The sequence below is a fragment of the Desulfobacter vibrioformis DSM 8776 genome (assembly GCF_000745975.1).
Classification (GTDB): Bacteria; Desulfobacterota; Desulfobacteria; order Desulfobacterales; family Desulfobacteraceae; genus Desulfobacter; species Desulfobacter vibrioformis.
In genome coordinates this window covers 16,701-33,195 of sequence record NZ_JQKJ01000033.1, presented here as the reverse complement: position 1 = coordinate 33,195, position 16,495 = coordinate 16,701, and the positions used below count along the sequence as shown (strand labels likewise).

Genomic DNA, 16,495 nt, shown 5'->3' with positions numbered 1-16,495 from the left:
CTCATCTTGATATGATCCTTTGATGAAATTTATGAAAAACAGGAAAAGAGTTTGAAAGGGAAGTTTTCTTTGGCGTATAAAATCTTTTTGGGATTGTTTGTGCCTCTCTACAAATTGGGATGAATTCAAAATTTCTTTAAGATATTCGATCAGTTCGGCACAGATCTTGGAAAGCAGGTTCCGTGCCACAATCGTTTTGTTTTTGAACTTTTTTTGACATATTATTCTCCTTTCATAAGAAAAATTTTGAGTTGGTGTTAATACCAAATATATCATAATAGTCTGTATTTACAATATATTTTTACTACCTGTTAACTTTATGACATTGACCCAACGCCAGCTTCACCAGCGGGCTGCTCGTTCAGCCCAAACCAGAGAAAGAAAGGTAGACCATGCACACCTTATCTGCCTGGTTTACCAGGAATCCGGTGGCGGCTAATCTGCTGATGCTTCTTGTCCTGATCGCGGGGACGGTCACCCTTTATACCATCCGCATTGAAGGGTTTCCAGCCATACCGACCAATACAGTCACCATAGAAACCGCGTACCCTGGCGCCAGCGCCGAACAGGTGGACGAAGGCATCACCCGCAGGATTGAAAAAGCGCTGGAAGGAATGCCCGGGATCAAAAAGATCTCCTCGGTTTCAGAAAGGGGATACGCCAGGGTATCTGTACGGAAAACCAGCAAGACAGATATTCACCATTTTAAAAACGACATTCAATCGCGGGTGGACAGTATTTATAACCTGCCCGGGCGCGCGGAACGCCCCGTTATAACACGGCAGGAATTTAATATCATGGCCCTGATTGTGCAGGTGTACGGCCAGATCGACGATGTTACGCTGCAAAAGGTTTCCCGGGAGCTGAAGGAAGAATTGCTCGCCCATCCCAGGATAACCAAGATAGAACTTTTCGGACAAAAACCCTATGAAATCCGCATCGAGATTGATATGGACCGGCTGCGTTCCCATGGCATGACCCTGGTGGGGGTAGCCGACGCCATCAACAAGGCCTCCCTGGACTATTCCATTGGCAGCATCGAAAGCACCAGCGGCAAGATCATTATCCGAGCCGACCACAAGGCCGGTTCCTATGAGGAATTCTCCGCCATCGGGCTGCGCACCCTGGCTAACGGCTCAAGACTCCTGGTCCGGGACGTCGCCACCGTGATGGACGGCTTTGAAACCGAGCCGTATTTTGCCCGGTTCCAGGGCAAACCCTCGGTGGGCATGCTGGTTTACAGCGGAGAAAAAGGAGACCTGATTGAAATCAACAAGGCTGCACGCGAAGTGATCGACAAGATCCGCCCCCGGCTGCCCCAGGGAATCGAGGTGGACATCTGGGCCGCACAGGCGCCCTATATGCAGGCCAGGCTGGCGCTCTTGGCCTCCAATGCCTGGCAGGGGCTTTTGATCGTGTTTGTGCTGCTGACTCTTTTTCTCAATGTCAAGCTGGCGTTCTGGGTGGCCATGGGTATTCCGATCTCCCTGTCCTGCGCCCTGATGCTGATGGGCGAGCGGTTTCTCGGCTATTCGCTCAACGACATCACCACCTTTGGGATGATTATTGTCCTGGGCATCCTGGTGGATGACGCCATTGTGGTGGGCGAGAGCGTTTTTGCGGCCCGCAGGGAGACTGGCGATGCAGTGGCCGGCACCATCCAGGGTGTGCAGCGCGTGTCAACCGCCACGGTTTTCGGTTGTTTCACGACCGTTGCGGCTTTTTATCCGCTGCTGCTCATCGACAATGAGATCGGCAAAATATTTGCCAGTTTCGCGGGGGTGGTTATTATTTCAGTTCTGTCCTCCATGCTGGAAAGCAAGCTGATTCTGCCGGCACATCTGGCGGGCATTCGTATGGACAAGCCACGAACAACCGCCAAAGGCTTTCACCCGGCCCGTCTATGGAACAAGGTGCAGAATTTTGCCGGCGACCTGATGGCTTTCGTCAGAGACCGCCTGTACCGGCCGCTTTTGCGGATTACCCTCAACCAGCGCTATGCCGCGCTGGTTATCCTGCTGACCATCGCCTTGTGCAGTTACGGCCTGATTTTCAACGGCTGGATCAAGACGGTTTTTTTCCCGGAAGTTCCTGGCCAGATTATCACGGTTAAGCTTAAAACCCGGAGCGGATCGCCATCGGACCTGATCGTGGCCCACCTCGAAACCATTGAAAAGGTCGCAAAAACGCTCAATGAGGAAGCCATGGCCGAGCTTGATACCGACAAACCGCCCATTGCCCGTATCATGACCGGCGTGGACGGGCCGACCAGCGCCGAAATATACGCGGAACTCCAACCCGAAACAGATCGGCGCCTGGATACCCTGGAGACCCTGCGCCGCTGGCGCAAACAGGTGGGCACACTGGAAGGTATCGAGACCCTGACCTTCAGCGGGTCGTTTGAAACCGGAGGGGGCTTTATCGTTGAACTGAGCGCACCGGAGGATTCTGTTTTAAAGGCTGCGGTCAAGGGTTTTACCGCAGCGCTTGGCAAGGTGGATGGTATTCATGACCTCCGCGACGACCTGAATCAAGGCAGTCCCCAGCTCCGCCTGCGCCTCAAGCCCGAAGCCCGCCACCTGGGGCTGACAACCGCTGACCTGGCCGCACAGATCGGTGATGCCTTCGGCGGTCTGGAAGTACAGCGTGTGCAGCGCGGCACCGAAGAAGTCAAGGTCATGATCCAGTACCGGGAGGACCGGCGCCGCTACATGCAGGATCTGCTGGCGACCCGCATTCAAACCGATCAGGACCGATGGGTTCCCCTGTCCCTGGTGTCCACCATTGAATCCGGTTACACACCCAGCGCCATTGCCCGGCAGAACGGGCATCGCGTGGTCCAGGTTCAGGCCGCTCTGGATAAAGATGTGATCAGCCCTGATGAGGCAGTAAAACTGATCTACGAAAAAATCGCGCCAAAACTCAACGCGCTGTATCCTCAGTTGTCCATCAAAATGGCCGGTGAACAGGAAGAGAAAGATGAGATGAAAGGCGGCCTGATTGGCGCCCTGATCATGATCCTGTTCCTGATTTACGCCTTGCTGGCTGTACCGCTGAAATCCTACTGGCAGCCCCTGGTCATCATGTCAGTGATTCCCTTTGGTTTTGTAGGCGCCGTGATTGGTCACTGGATCATGGGTATCCCCTTGAGCATACTCTCCTTTTTCGGCATGCTGGCCGTTACCGGCGTGGTGGTCAATGACAGCCTGGTTTTACTCATCTGCTACAACGAGCTTGCGCCTTCTTCGCCGTCCTGCTTTCAGGCCCTGATGAAAGCCGGAAAAATCCGTTTCCAGGCCATCATTCTCACCACCCTGACCACGGTCTGCGGATTGATACCCCTGTTGTCCGAATCTTCGGAACAGGCCCAGTACCTGATCCCTGCGGCCATATCTCTGGCCTGGGGAGAATTGATCGCCACCCCGGTCACTTTGTTTATCGTTCCGGTGCTGATCCATGTTGTCCATGACGGGGTGTCTTTTTTTCAACGGATATTCTGGACGATCGCAGAGCCCTGATCCAACAGAGCAACAATGCCCTTTGTTCCCAGTTCACAATGGTATGGAGACCATGTTCTGCTTTTCGTATTTATCCTTCTTCGCTATAGGTGACCACCTGGTTTCTTCCATTTTCTTTTGCCGTATATAGCGCTTCATCAGCATCCTTCAATAGTCTGTCCGCCCCCTCTTTTTTCAGGGTTGCCACACCAAAACTGGCAGTTATGCCTGAAACCACCGGAAAATCATGAGCAGCGACCCCTGCTCTTATTTTTTCCGCCAGGACTGTCCCGCCGGCAATATTGGTTTCCGGCATCACAATGATAAACTCTTCCCCGCCCCACCGCACCGCCAGATCCGAGGCCCGGCAGAATTTTTTCAAAAGGGATCCCATTTCTGTCAGAATTTTATCCCCGGCCAAATGGCCGTGGGTGTCATTAACCTTTTTGAAGTGATCAATATCCGTAAGGATCAGGGACAGATCATAATTGTACCGATGTGCCTGTTCTATGGCTTTTTTTAAATAGGCAGTGAAAAAATTTCTATTATAAACCTGGGTCAGGTTGTCAATTATTGCCTGTTTCCGGTTGGCAACGGAACGAAATCCCACCCGGATCCTGGCAAGCAGTTCCACAATGTCAAAGGGTTTGGTCACATAATCATCTGCCCCCATATCCAGTCCGGATACCTTGCTTTCGGCCGTGGCAACCCCGGTGAGCATGATGATGTGGAACAGGTCACTGTCATGCCTGGCCCGGATACGCCGGCATACGTCCATCCCGCTGATTTTCGGCATCATAACATCCAGAAGAATGACCCCGGGCTTGTCGGTTTCAACGATTTTCAGAGCTTCAAAACCATCCTTGGCTTCAAAAATTTCATACTTTTCCTTTTTCAGATGGCGTTTGAGCATGGTCCGTGTTTTTTCATTATCATCCACAATCAGTATCTTGTTCATATGTCTGCTCCGTCAGGAATTACCCCTGTCTGTCTAAAAATTGGTGACCCCGTAAAAAGTTCAACCGAACACCCAGCATACAAAGATCTTTTACGGCACATCAGGTCCTGGATGACGCCAGGGGCAGGGAAAACCAAAATGTGCTTCCTTTGCCCGGGACGCTTTCCACCCCGATGCTCCCGCCGTGAAGTTCCACGAGTTTTTTGGTTATGGCCAGTCCAAGGCCGGTTCCTTCCGCTGCCCGGGTGGCGCTGCCGTCCGCCTGGGTAAATTTTTCAAAAATCTGCTCCTGTTTGGCTGAGTCAATTCCACAGCCCGTATCCGTTACCCGGATTAGGGCGTTATCCTGATCCGGTTCAAATGTTATGCAAATTTTGCCAGTGTCTGTGAATTTCACTGCATTGGACAGCAGATTCAACAGAACCTGTTTTATGCGCAGGGGATCTGCCGTAATACGGATGGATGGACCGGACTTTTCCAGCGTGAGATTTTTCTTCTGTGCCAACCCCTGAATCGTGGCAATGCAATCATCTGCCAGAGCTTCCATATCCAGGGCTTCCAGGTTCAAAAGCATGTGCCCGGCCTCGATTTTACTGATGTCCAGAATATCGTTGATCAGTTGACGCAGGTGCTGTCCTGCATCATCTATATCTTCCACGATCTCAACGATTTCTTCGGCCGGAGGCATGTCCCCGGGATCGGAAAGCAAAGGGAGGTTGCCGAGCATCACCGTTAAAGGGGTGCGCAGTTCATGGCTCATAACATCGAGAAATTCGGATTTTAACCGATTGGCTTCCTCTGCTTTTTCCTTGGCCTCGACCAGTTGCGCTTCTGCCTGTTTGCGCTGGGTGATGTCCCGGATGATGCCGGTGAATAATTCATGATTCCGGACCATCATGGTATTTACGGACAGGTCCATGGGAAAAACAGTGCCGTCTTTTCTTTTCCCTGACACCTCCCGTCCTATGCCGATGATCTTTTTCGTGCCGGTGGTCAGGTAATTTTGGATATATGAATCATGGTTTCGGTGGTAGGCACCCGGCATCAGTATTTTTACATTCCGGCCAATGACCTCTTCCCGGGAATACCCGAAAATTTTTTCCGCTGCCGGATTAAAGGTTTCAATAATTGCCTTTTCATCAATGGTGATGATGCCGTCCAGAAGATTATCGACCACGGCGCGGTTCCGGGCTTCACTCTTTTCCAGCAGGATCATGGCATTTTCCCGGTATTGTCTGAGCTGTGCATCTCTTTTGTCCAGGGCCTCTGCCAGGATTTCCAGTTCATCACCTGTCCCGGCCGGGCTGAAGGAAACCGTGGCGTCCAGATCATCAGAGGAACGCACTTTGTTCACCATGTTCAAAACGGGCCGGGCCAAGCTGTTGCCCAGACGGATAGAGATCAAGGCAGCAAGTAAAAGAAAAATCACTCCGATAAAGATCAGCTGGATGATGACGGCAATCAGGGGCTCATAATGAACCTGCTGAAGCTTACCGGATTCAATACGGATACCCAGGCGGTTGAGGATAGCCATTCCTTCCGGGCCGGCGATTGTATCTGCCATGATATATTTGGCATTTTTTTTGTAATTCAGGGAAATCAACATCCGGTCACCGGCATAGAGCCGGTAAAATTCCGTCTCATCCTCGGGAAGAAGACGCGTCATCAGGTCAAGCAGGTCTACTTCGGCCACCACGGCGCCGATGGGGGTGTCATAATGGAGAATGGGCTCTATCAGCAGAAGATGGTTCCCGTTTCCGTAGAATTCCTGGATGCTTTTCCCGGTTTCCAGGACCGGGCGCAGGTAGACGCTTCTTTTATAATTCGGCGGGGTCACCATACTTGATGAGATGAGATTTCCAGCGTAATCCAGGATGGTGATTCCGCTGATACTCTGGAGATGGCTGAAATCTTCGACCATGATACCCAGATAATCTTTCTGATTCTTGGGATGGACGATTCCGTTGATAATAAAATGGTTCCGGCTGAAATTTTTAATGGTATCGAGCAGGGATTCCAGGCGCAGATCCATGCGCCGGGAGATATGAACCCCTTTTACTGAAAGAGAGTCCTCCAGTCCGTTTCCCAATTCCGTCACCAGGACCCAGGACACCGTCGCGAGAACGGCCAGCATCAGTCCGGCCACAAATCCCAGATAGCTTTTCCTGATTTTCTGCTGCAGTTGTTTGTGTTTTGGCGCTGTCTGATGTTTCATCCCGGATGTCTTTATTTGTTTTTTTCAGGGTCTATGTCGAGAATGGGAATGATGTGGCCGGTGGCATTGTACCGGCATAACAGAAAGGAGTCAGGTCCCAGGGCGTCATGGTCTTCCGGCGTAAATGCCGGGTTGTAATTTTTAACCACACCCGGATACGCTCCCAGGTTCTCCATGGCATCCCTGACGGAAGACCGGTCCGTGGTCCGGGCCTTTTCCACTGCCATGGCGATTAACCTGACCAGGTCATAGGCATGGGCAGTTCCTACCGGGGCAAATATATCCCCCGGGGTTTGGACCTGAAACATTTTAAAATATTCATCCATCAGGTTTTGGGCCGTCTGGGTCTGTTCCCCAAAAAAGGAATATGTCTGAAGAAAACTCAGATCTACGGCTTCCAGTTCCTTTTTTACCGATTCCCAAAACATTCCGCCTGTAATTCCCCAGTGGGATATAATGGGCAGTTTCTTTTTCCGGGCAGCCATATTTTTGATGATGGTTGCGCCTTCAGCGGCGGGAGAAACCATCAGGATAACTTCTGCTCCGGATGTTTCAATGGCGGAGAGCTGTTCGGTCATATCTGCCTGCCCCCAGGAAAACCATTGCACATCCGTGGGAGCCATTCCCTGCTGCTTCAGTGCCGCAAGCATTCCCTTTTCATTCCCCCGGCCCCATCCGTCATTGACCAGAAGCAGGGCAATGTTTTTGTATCTGTTCCGGGCCTTGCTGACCAGAAAAGGTCCGGCTTCGGCATCCCGGACGGAAACCCGGAATACATAGTTGGGCGTGTGTCCGTTATCCACAATTTTTGTGGCCGCGGCCCATGGATCTAAATAAATAATTTTTTCCTGGTGGATAAAATCAATTGATGCAAGGGCAATGGGACTGTATATTCCGCACATCACTGCCAGGAGGTTGTCCATGGCAGCAAATTCCTTTAGATTTTCCAATCCCCGGGCACTGAGACCAGAGTTGTTCCTGGCAACCACGCGGATTTTTTTCCCCAGGATGCCGCCGGAGCGGTTGATTTCATCCACGGCCAGTATCATTCCCCTGTGAATGGCCTTTCCGGAAAGGGCTGAGGCGGAGTTCATGTCCGCATTCAAGCCGATCACGATCTCATTCTGTTGCGTGATCTTCCTTCTGATCAAAAAATTCTGGATCATGGAAAGAATTTTTTTCCCTTTGTCTTCCGGGTAATTGAGGTAAATCGATTCAAAGGATTGGCGAAATTCCTTTTTTTCCTGCTCTGTCAAATGATGGACACGTGTTCCGAAATCCTGGATGGTCTTGAAAAACTTTTTTTCATCTTCCATGATTTCCTGACGTTCGAAAGAAACGATTTCTTTCCCCGAGGCCAAAAGAATATTTTGGATTTCCAGTGGCAGGGAGTCTATAACGGTTTTACTGAAGACCAGTGCCTGGGCCAGATACCCGTGGTTGCTGATCGTCATATAGGGCTGAACCTCATAAAATTTCATATTCACAATGGATACAAGGGGATTCTCCTGACCGTCCACGGTTCCATCTGCAAGGGCCTGATAGGTTTTATGAAAATCAATGGGGATGGGATTGGCACCCAGGGCCCGGTATTGATCCATAATGGCCTGGCTTTTCATCACCCGGATATTCAGCCCGTGGAAATCCCGGGGGGTTCGGATGGGGCGGTTGGCTGTAAACTGTTTAAATCCACTTTCCCAGAACGATACGCCGACCAGGCCGTGGTCCTTTAATTTATTTAACAGGCTCTGGCCCGGTGCCCCGTCCAGCACCGCATACGCGCTCTGTCGATCCGGAAATAAAAACGGCAGATCCAGGACCTGGAGTTCCGGGACAAGGGTCGTCATCTTGGCTGTTGGCGGCAGGATAATGGCCAGTTGTCCTTCCCGGGCCATTTCAAGCATATTCTGGTCTGTGCCCAGTGACTGGGCCGGGTAAACATCTATTTTGATGCGGTTCTGGGTTTTATAATTTACGACTTTAGCATAGCGGATGGCCGTCTCATGCTGGGCACTGGCTTCGGGCATGTCATGGCCGAATTTCAGCGTAATGACCTGATCGCCGGATTCCGTTTCCGGGGGGGCCTGATCCGTATGCCGTTCCGGAATCAACCCGCCCGTAAAAATAAACCAGAATGCTGAAACAGATACGATCACTGCCAGGATAATCCATGTCGCCTTTTGACTCATATTGCCGCCTCCTTGATTGAGTGGGGGGTCGGTTCATTAATCCGTTGATACTAACAAAATAAAATGAATTTTAAGAATATCGCTTTGTTTTTATAAAGTATCGTAAAATTAAAATTCTTGCAAAAAAAATATATGAAAAGATGAATTTCAATATGAAAGCATTTCGAATGATTGTACTCATCTTGTTTTTTATGTGTATTCCAGTTCTTTCACATACAGCATGACAATCATATTGTAATTGGCATATTGTTTTTGTTCGAGAATCTTGATTGCGTTAAGATATGGCAGGATGGATTCGGATTCAAATGTGGATTTCAGTATTTCAATATTGATTTCGGATTCGACCAGCTCCCTGAGTTCCTCAAGGTCAATGGACTTTGAGATGTTATTCAGAGAACAGCATATATTTCTTGTTTCCTCATAAAGCGCAAACAACTTTTCATAATTTTGGCCAACCTTTTTGATGATATCCGATAAAAAAATATCTTTGAGCTGCTTATATTCTTCACCGCGATATTCTGTTATTCGCGTGAAATAGGGCAATAAGTGTTTCAGGTAGACTAAAATACCTTTTTTCAATAGGTACATATCTTTTAGAAGTTTAATCGATATATTTTCCACAGAATCAAATTCCTGAAAATCAATATCTATTTTCAATGTTTCCAGTGAGATGTATACCGGATCATAAGGAGATATCCTGTTTTCCATATAAATGCCGTAAGTATCACCTGGAACGGTATCGTCATATTTCTTCCACATGACCCGCCCATGTTTATATTCAGCCGCACCCAGACGGAACGGGATATGCATATTGATCAATTCATCCTGCTTTAAGATATCCCTGCCGACCAGCCATCTGGGGATAGCTATTTTCAATCCGTTCACGCTGATATCCATGATTAAAAATTGAAATGGCTCATGATCAATTTCCCGGGTGCCCAAAAAAGGCAATATAATCGACTCGATTGAGCGGCGGATCTCACGGCGTTTATCCATGTTTTATCTTAACCAATTGGGCAAAAGGGTTTGCAGTCCATGCCATTCAATGTTATTGAATAGAACAAAAGCAGCCGGTTCGCAACCCCTAAAAGGCATTGGCAATGGAAATCAATTCAAAAGAGATAGATCATGTGCTGGTGGTGATTCCCCTTGAAAAACAGATCGATGCATTGGTGGCCAAAGTGTTTAAAGGCAGGATGATTGACTGGATCAGCGACGGGCATCAGCGGATCATACTGGACCTTGCCAATGTCGAATTTATTGACAGCAGTGGCCTAAGCGCCCTGATCGCAAGTTTCAAAGCGATGGATAAGGGGGGGCGCCTTGTGATTTGCAACATCCATAATACCACACGAAGCATATTTGATTTAACCAAAATGAACCGTATTTTTCCTTTTTTCAATACCTTGGAGGAAGCGTTAAAAGCAATTGCCTGATGGATAAATCCTGATGGATAAATCCAGATAAAATAAGGCCATTTCGTTTACAATGATCAAATACGTCAAGACATAATGAGAGATAACATTCAACCGTATCTTTTATGAGCCTAAAAAAACGTCAATACCTTGTTTTCGGTTTGATTTTAATGGCCACGGCCCTACTTGCTACGTTTGGCTACCATCAAATCCAAGAAAAGTGGGTATTCTTTCGCAAGGCAGAACAGTGTTTCGAAAAAAACGATTTTGAAGGTGCCATACCTTTATACAAAGCAGCCATTCAATCAGGATTGCAAAGCCCCACGGCAATGATGCATTTAGGCTCTGCCTGCTTTTCAATCCGCCGTTTTGATCAAGCCACTGCAATATTTAAAGATATTTTAAAAAAAGAGCCTTATAATGAATCCCTGGTTTTCCAATTGGCAGGACTGTATGAGCAATTCGACCGGATTGATGACGCCATCGGGCTCTATCGCCCGGGTCCGGATAAATGGCCTGAGGATAAACGTCGGTTGGCACGCTTGGCAGTGCTGTATAAGCGGCAGGGTAATGTTCAGACAGCCGAACAATTATATCGTAAACTATTGCAATTGGAGCCCGAATCCGTTTCCTTTAAATTAGAACTGGGAGAAATGCTCGGATGGATGAAGCGCTACGATGAATCCATTTCATTATTCCGCAGCGTGTTGGCTGCCCATCCCCAACACCGGCTTGCCCGGATACACCTTGCCCGGGTACTCTCATGGAAGGGGGCTTTCAATGAAGCGATTATTGAATACTATGATGCATTGGGAGATTCTATATGAAAAATGCTAAACTTCTTTTTGCGGCATGTCTGACTATTTCTTTTTGTGTATGCGTTTTCCCCGTCCGCTTCGCAGGATCCCAGGCCGGTTCACAAAACGAATTCATAAATCCTCCGGGGGAAAACCAAGCCCAGATTGAAGATATTCCGGATTGGAAAGCCAGATTGGAGCTGGCCAAGCTTTTGACCTATGCCAAACGTTATCCGGAGGCAATCCAAGCCTATAAAAAAGTGTTGAAAGAAAAGCCGGAACTGATGGAAGCTAAAATTGGGGTGGCCAAGGCATATTTTTGGAGCGGTGATCATACAGAAGCCCTGAAACGCCTTGAATCATTACCCAAAAAGCAATTGGATGACCAAGCTCAGCTTGCCATGGCTGACCTGTATATCACGATGAAGAATTACGCCGATGCAGAGACGATTTTCACGGATTATCTCAAAACACATCCCAACGACCATAAGGCGCGCCTGAAACTTGCACAGGTTCTGAGCTGGGTCAAACGTTATGACGCAGCCATATCGCATTACCAATACTTGATCCATGCGTTGCCGGATGACCGGGAAATCAAGAAAAAATACGCGTTTGTCTTGATTTGGGCCGGCAAACAGGACCAAGCGATCAGGGAGCTGCAAGATGCCCTACGGGAATAATTGCTTGCGTATTTCAAAAATCCGGCGGATGAGAACTCTTTGGGCCACTGCCTGCAGCATTATTGCCCTGGCCGGCTGTATCACATTTTCTCCCCAATGTGTTCTGGCGGGGGAAACCATCATACCCGAGTCAGAGCAAATACCTGATTTGGATGCACGGCTGGCACTGGCCCGGCTTTTATCATATAAAAAGCATCTTTTATCCGATGCCATTGCGCAGTTTCAAATTATCCTCGGCAAACACCCTGATCACCCTGATGCCCTGAAAGGGATTATCGATGCCTATCTTTGGAGCAAACGCTATGAAGATGCGATTCTTTTGCTCAACAGCCCCACTGTCCGGCCCACTGTCCGGAAAACAAAATCACCGGAGTTAATGCGCCAGCTTGGCCGTGCGTATTCCGCAATAGGACAATACGAACAAGCGATGGAAATTTATCAAGCGCTGATTTCCCGTGAAGATCATTTTTCCCTTGATCCGGATGATTTAAGCGAAGCCGCCTATGTGGAAGCCAATGCAGGCCATGCTGCGAAATGTCGGACCCTTATTTTAAAAGCCAGATCAATGGGTGGCGAGCAGCCGGGATTAAACCTGAAATTTGCTGACCTTATGAACATGTGGGGGGATTTTTACAAAAGTGAAAACATTTACCGCGATTACTTGAACTCCCGTCCCGATGATTTTACCGTCCAGTTGAAATTGGCAGGACTCTTACGTAGTACACAACGTTATGAAGAAGCCGAGGGGCGCTATCGCATGCTCATTTATAAAGGATTTCCCAAGGAAAAACTGCTCCTGGAGCTTGGACAATTAAAGCTGCAGGAAAAATCGTTTCTCCAGGCCCGGGACTTGTTTGACCAGTTTTTCAGGGAACCAAGCATCGTTCAGATCAATAACACATGGATTACAAACGCTGAAAATAACGATGAACAAACCGGAACCGGCGACATTGCAGCATGGTATCACCAAGCCTGCTTATTAAAAGCGCAGACCTTTTACCATTTAAAACAATATGATACAGCTTATGATGCCTATGAGATCTGTGCCACCCAAATGCCGTCTATAACGATGCCGGATAAAATCAAGGCATTTATCGGATTGGGAAAGACGGCGCTCAAACTGAATGATCCGGAAAAAGCCCACGCTGCTTTTCAGCAGGCACACGCCTTAGACCCTAAACACATAGAGGCCGAATTTTATTATCATTTCAGTGATGGCCATTTAGATATGGCATCAAAAGCGTTTATGGAAAAATTGTTTGATCCCGCATTGGAGCGCCCCATGGCGTTAGTGCAATGGGCCCGCTTATTTGCTGTCCACGGTCTCAATTCCCAGGCCATTTTCTGCTATGAAACCGCCTTAAAAAAGGATCCGGAAATCTTCCCTGCGAAACTGGAACTGGCCGAACTATTGGGGGTTGACAAACAATATGGACAAGCCAGGGAATTATTTAAAGAGCTGAACACCCAATTTCCGGAGAACTACAAAATCAATCTGGGGCTTGCGCGTGTACAGGCATGGTCAAGGGAGTATGAGGCAGCGGTTGAGACATATGAAGCGCTTTTGTCGGCACAGCCCCAAAATCCGGTTGTTCTGATTGAACAGGCGCGCACACAATGCTGGGCAAAGCATATGGACAGCGCCTTTGAAACTTATGCGAAGTTATATAATCCACCGGTGGATCAAATGCTTCTTACAAACCTGAATGAATTGTCAAATGAATTATTAATGGGTTTAAATGATACCGCGGTTCACAGCCGGCTGGAAAAATTAAAGGAAATGGTTCAGAAAGATTCGATCTATGAGGGCTATGCGCTTTTTTTCCAGAAACCATTTTTACCGATACGCAAAGCATCATATCTCAAGGCATCATATCTGAACCAAAGACTGGAAGAAATTCGCATTCAATTATTGCCGGCGTATCGAATTCAAAAAACCGCCTTTTTAGAGCAAAAAGCCAAATACCATGCCTATCATCTGCGGTTTTTATCCGCCAGGAACACGCTGTCGGAACTGGCAGCCCATGACCCCGGAAACCAGGAAGCGCTTTTTGATCAAGCCCAGGTGGATTGCTCGCTTGGGTTATGCAACCAGGAGGCTGTGTACTACCAGACATTGCTTGACCTTGATCCCTTGCACAATTTAGCCCGGACAGCACTTGAGGCAAACAAGATCCGGCGCAATCCATCGGTCCGCACAGATTACTACTATGCCAAGGAGCAGGGGCGGGGTGAACTCTCCCAAATCGAGCACCAGCGGTATGATCTTCAGGTGGACATACCATTTTTATGTCGTTATCATTTCCGTATCATGGGGCACCAGTGGCTGGAATCTGCCCTGGGTGACCATGATACCTATGAATTTAACGGCCACACATTTGAACTGTCCGGTGTTATGACCCCGGAACTGCAAGGCATGTTTCGGTGGACAAAAAAATACGGTAATGGCGGAAAGTTCGAAGGAACCGACAGCGGCAATGCCCACTTATGGTTAAACCTGAAAGATTATTTAAAAATCGGCCTGGGTTTTGACCGGATGGATGTGTTTGATAATGAGTTTGCGATCCGGCAGGAAACCCAGGTGGATGCGTGGTGGCTCGGTATAACATCCAATCCGACCAGGCAGTTGGATATTGGCGCAAAGGGTCAATACCTCTCCTATAACGACGACAATCATGAAAAAAGAGGAGAATTGTCCGTTGGATACGCGTTCACCGATCACCCGAACGTATTTAAAACAAATTTAAAGGCTGAATACCGCGACACCCGGGAAACCAATATCTACCAATATCAAAAGGGCGATCTCATTGATATCATTCACCCCTACTGGACGCCTGATGAATATTTGGAAGGAAGGATATCGTTTGAATGGTATCATGATCTTTCAAAATTGCTTTTTTGCGGAAGTCCACGCCATTTTTATGATATTGTCGTTTCCCTGGGGCAGAATTCAGATCAAAATCCATCCATAGAATTAAGCCTCAAATGGCATCTGGAATTTAATCCGCATTGGATGGTAAATGTAGAAGGCCTTGTGCATCGCTCCGGGGAGTGGGACACCAATCGTTTTCAGGCAGCTGTCCGATATCAATTTTAAGCCTAGGAAATCCATGAACGCTTTTTCCATTTCTAAAACCGCACTCCTGGGGCTGGCATTGATCCTGACCATGCTGGCGGTTTTTTTGTATCTGATCGCGCGCACGGTTCTTTTTATTATTGAACCCTATCTCTGGTTTGAAAAAATCGTTGCGTTTTGTCTGCTCTGCGCTGAAACTTTTGTGCTGATTCACAGCATCGGTTATTTTTTAAATGTCCTGAATGTCATCTTGAATCCTAAATCCAACACACCTGCCGAGGTGGAGCCAGCGGCACTTCGTGTTTATCCCCCGGTGGCGATTGTGGTTGCCTCGTATAAAGAGCCCCTGGAAGTGGTTGAGGATACGATCACATGTTTTTACAATCTGACTTACCCCAACAAGCACCTCTATTTTCTTGATGACACCCGTTATGACACAGCCTGGGATACACCCGAAAAGATGGAAGCCTACAAAAAAGATGTGGAGGTCTTATGCCAAGGTATTGGCGTCAATCTTTTCAGGCGCAGGTGGCATGGTGCCAAAGCAGGAATGATCAACGATTTCCTTGATTTTGTAGAAGGCAATCACCGGGAAGGTTTTCAGTTTTTTCCATTTCAGGAAAAAACCCGCAATGAAAAGGAAAAGTACATTATTGTTTTTGATGCGGACATGAACCCTTTTCCGGACTTTGTCGAACCCCTTGTCGCCATGATGGAGGGCAATTCACGATTGGCTTTCGTTCAAACACCACAATATTACTCAAACTTTGAATTCAATCGGGTAGCCAGGGCATCCGGGCTGCAGCAAGCAGTATTCTATGAATATATTTGCGAAGGTAAAAGTAATCAGGATGCCATGTTTTGCTGTGGCACCAACGTTATTTTCAGAACAGACGCGCTGGCTGATGTGGGGGGCTTTGATGAATCTTCCGTGACCGAAGATTTTGCCACATCCCTTAAATTCCATACCAGGGCATGGAAGTCCGCATATCTGAACAAGGTTTGTGCCTTTGGCATGGGGCCGGAGGATTTAGGCGGTTATTTCAGGCAGCAGTTCCGCTGGGCCCTGGGCACAGTCGGATTGTTCCGCACGATTGCCGGGGTGTTTATTAAAAATCCGTTCAGCTTAAAACCTGCCAAGTGGTGGGAATACTTTCTTTCCGGCACCCATTATTTCATCGGGTGGGTATTTTTTGTGATGGCTTATTGTCCCATTTTATATCTGCTTTTTAACGTTCCCAGCTATTTTTCAAAGCCTGAAATTTATTTCATTTTTTTCCTGCCATATATTATTCTTTCACTGACCTTGTTTTTCAGTACGCTTCATCAGCGGATGTACTCGTTTAAAGATCTTGTTCAAGGTATTTTGCTGAATGCAATCAGTTTTCCGGTATATATGAAGGCATCACTTCTTGGGATTTTGGGTGTTAAGGGTTCATTTGGTATAACCCCCAAAGGACAAAGTAAGGCGCTTCCCCTTTCCAGTATATGGCCACAAATTTTAACAGCTGTTTTAAGTTTTGCAGCCGTTATTGTGGGGATCAACCGCCTCTACTACGAACGGGAACCTGCCGCGGCAATCATTGCCAACTCTTGTTGGGCTTTTTACCATTTTATCATTTTAACAACGGTTCTGTATTTTAACCATCCGGAAGAGCATGAGTGAAC

General features: G+C 47.9%; 10 protein-coding genes. 6 read left to right on the top strand and 4 right to left on the bottom strand.

The window, feature by feature from the left end; all coding sequences use genetic code 11:
• The first annotated feature begins 392 nt into the window (after positions 1 to 392).
• On the top strand, positions 393 to 3,518 hold the full coding sequence (locus tag Q366_RS16640; protein WP_035241035.1) for an efflux RND transporter permease subunit: 3,126 nt from the start codon (positions 393 to 395) through the stop codon (positions 3,516 to 3,518).
• 70 nt (positions 3,519 to 3,588) lie between these two features.
• Here the strand turns inward: Q366_RS16640 and Q366_RS16635 are convergent, their stop codons facing one another.
• The 4 genes from Q366_RS16635 to Q366_RS16620 all read right to left on the bottom strand — a co-directional run bounded on the left by Q366_RS16635 (position 3,589) and on the right by Q366_RS16620 (position 9,855).
• A complete protein-coding gene (locus Q366_RS16635; RefSeq protein WP_035241032.1) occupies positions 3,589 to 4,455 on the bottom strand; it encodes a diguanylate cyclase in 867 nt (288 codons plus the stop codon).
• A gap of 100 nt (positions 4,456 to 4,555) precedes the next feature.
• The gene (locus Q366_RS20485) at positions 4,556 to 6,670 is read right to left on the bottom strand and encodes a HAMP domain-containing histidine kinase (RefSeq protein ID WP_051958113.1); all 2,115 of its coding nucleotides are present in this window, start codon (positions 6,668 to 6,670) and stop codon (positions 4,556 to 4,558) included.
• Positions 6,671 to 6,681: 11 nt separating this feature from the next.
• Positions 6,682 to 8,859, bottom strand: a complete 2,178-nt coding sequence (locus Q366_RS20480) for a DctP family TRAP transporter solute-binding subunit (protein ID WP_051958112.1) — start codon at positions 8,857 to 8,859, stop codon at positions 6,682 to 6,684.
• A gap of 189 nt (positions 8,860 to 9,048) precedes the next feature.
• The gene (locus Q366_RS16620) at positions 9,049 to 9,855 is read right to left on the bottom strand and encodes a PilZ domain-containing protein (protein ID WP_035241029.1); all 807 of its coding nucleotides are present in this window, start codon (positions 9,853 to 9,855) and stop codon (positions 9,049 to 9,051) included.
• Between the two features lie 104 nt (positions 9,856 to 9,959).
• Here Q366_RS16620 and Q366_RS16615 point away from each other — a divergent pair, with 104 nt between their 5' ends.
• The 5 genes from Q366_RS16615 to Q366_RS16595 all read left to right on the top strand — a co-directional run bounded on the left by Q366_RS16615 (position 9,960) and on the right by Q366_RS16595 (position 16,493).
• Entirely contained in the window at positions 9,960 to 10,295 is a 336-nt protein-coding gene (locus tag Q366_RS16615) for an STAS domain-containing protein (protein WP_035241026.1), read from the top strand.
• Between the two features lie 104 nt (positions 10,296 to 10,399).
• On the top strand, positions 10,400 to 11,101 hold the full coding sequence (locus Q366_RS16610; protein WP_035241023.1) for a tetratricopeptide repeat protein: 702 nt from the start codon (positions 10,400 to 10,402) through the stop codon (positions 11,099 to 11,101).
• Positions 11,098 to 11,751 carry a tetratricopeptide repeat protein gene (locus Q366_RS16605; RefSeq protein WP_035241020.1) on the top strand — a complete coding sequence of 218 codons (654 nt, stop codon included), beginning with the start codon at positions 11,098 to 11,100 and terminating at the stop codon, positions 11,749 to 11,751. The genes Q366_RS16610 and Q366_RS16605 overlap by 4 nt, the downstream gene beginning before the upstream one ends.
• A 4-nt stretch (positions 11,752 to 11,755) precedes the next feature.
• Complete coding sequence (locus Q366_RS16600) at positions 11,756 to 14,848, top strand: tetratricopeptide repeat protein (RefSeq protein WP_169742984.1); 3,093 nt, start codon at positions 11,756 to 11,758, stop codon at positions 14,846 to 14,848.
• 13 nt (positions 14,849 to 14,861) lie between these two features.
• Entirely contained in the window at positions 14,862 to 16,493 is a 1,632-nt protein-coding gene (locus Q366_RS16595) for a glycosyltransferase family 2 protein (RefSeq protein WP_035241015.1), read from the top strand.
• Positions 16,494 to 16,495: the final 2 nt, after the last annotated feature.

What these genes read in the sequence shown, in the direction of transcription:
- Q366_RS16640 (WP_035241035.1), top strand. Translation starts at nt 393, where the DNA reads ATGCACACCTTATCTGCCTGGTTTACCAGGAATCCGGTGGCGGCTAAT.
- Q366_RS16635 (WP_035241032.1), bottom strand. Translation starts at nt 4,455, where the DNA reads ATGAACAAGATACTGATTGTGGATGATAATGAAAAAACACGGACCATG.
- Q366_RS20485 (WP_051958113.1), bottom strand. Translation starts at nt 6,670, where the DNA reads ATGAAACATCAGACAGCGCCAAAACACAAACAACTGCAGCAGAAAATC.
- Q366_RS20480 (WP_051958112.1), bottom strand. Translation starts at nt 8,859, where the DNA reads ATGAGTCAAAAGGCGACATGGATTATCCTGGCAGTGATCGTATCTGTT.
- Q366_RS16620 (WP_035241029.1), bottom strand. Translation starts at nt 9,855, where the DNA reads ATGGATAAACGCCGTGAGATCCGCCGCTCAATCGAGTCGATTATATTG.
- Q366_RS16615 (WP_035241026.1), top strand. Translation starts at nt 9,960, where the DNA reads ATGGAAATCAATTCAAAAGAGATAGATCATGTGCTGGTGGTGATTCCC.
- Q366_RS16610 (WP_035241023.1), top strand. Translation starts at nt 10,400, where the DNA reads ATGAGCCTAAAAAAACGTCAATACCTTGTTTTCGGTTTGATTTTAATG.
- Q366_RS16605 (WP_035241020.1), top strand. Translation starts at nt 11,098, where the DNA reads ATGAAAAATGCTAAACTTCTTTTTGCGGCATGTCTGACTATTTCTTTT.
- Q366_RS16595 (WP_035241015.1), top strand. Translation starts at nt 14,862, where the DNA reads ATGAACGCTTTTTCCATTTCTAAAACCGCACTCCTGGGGCTGGCATTG.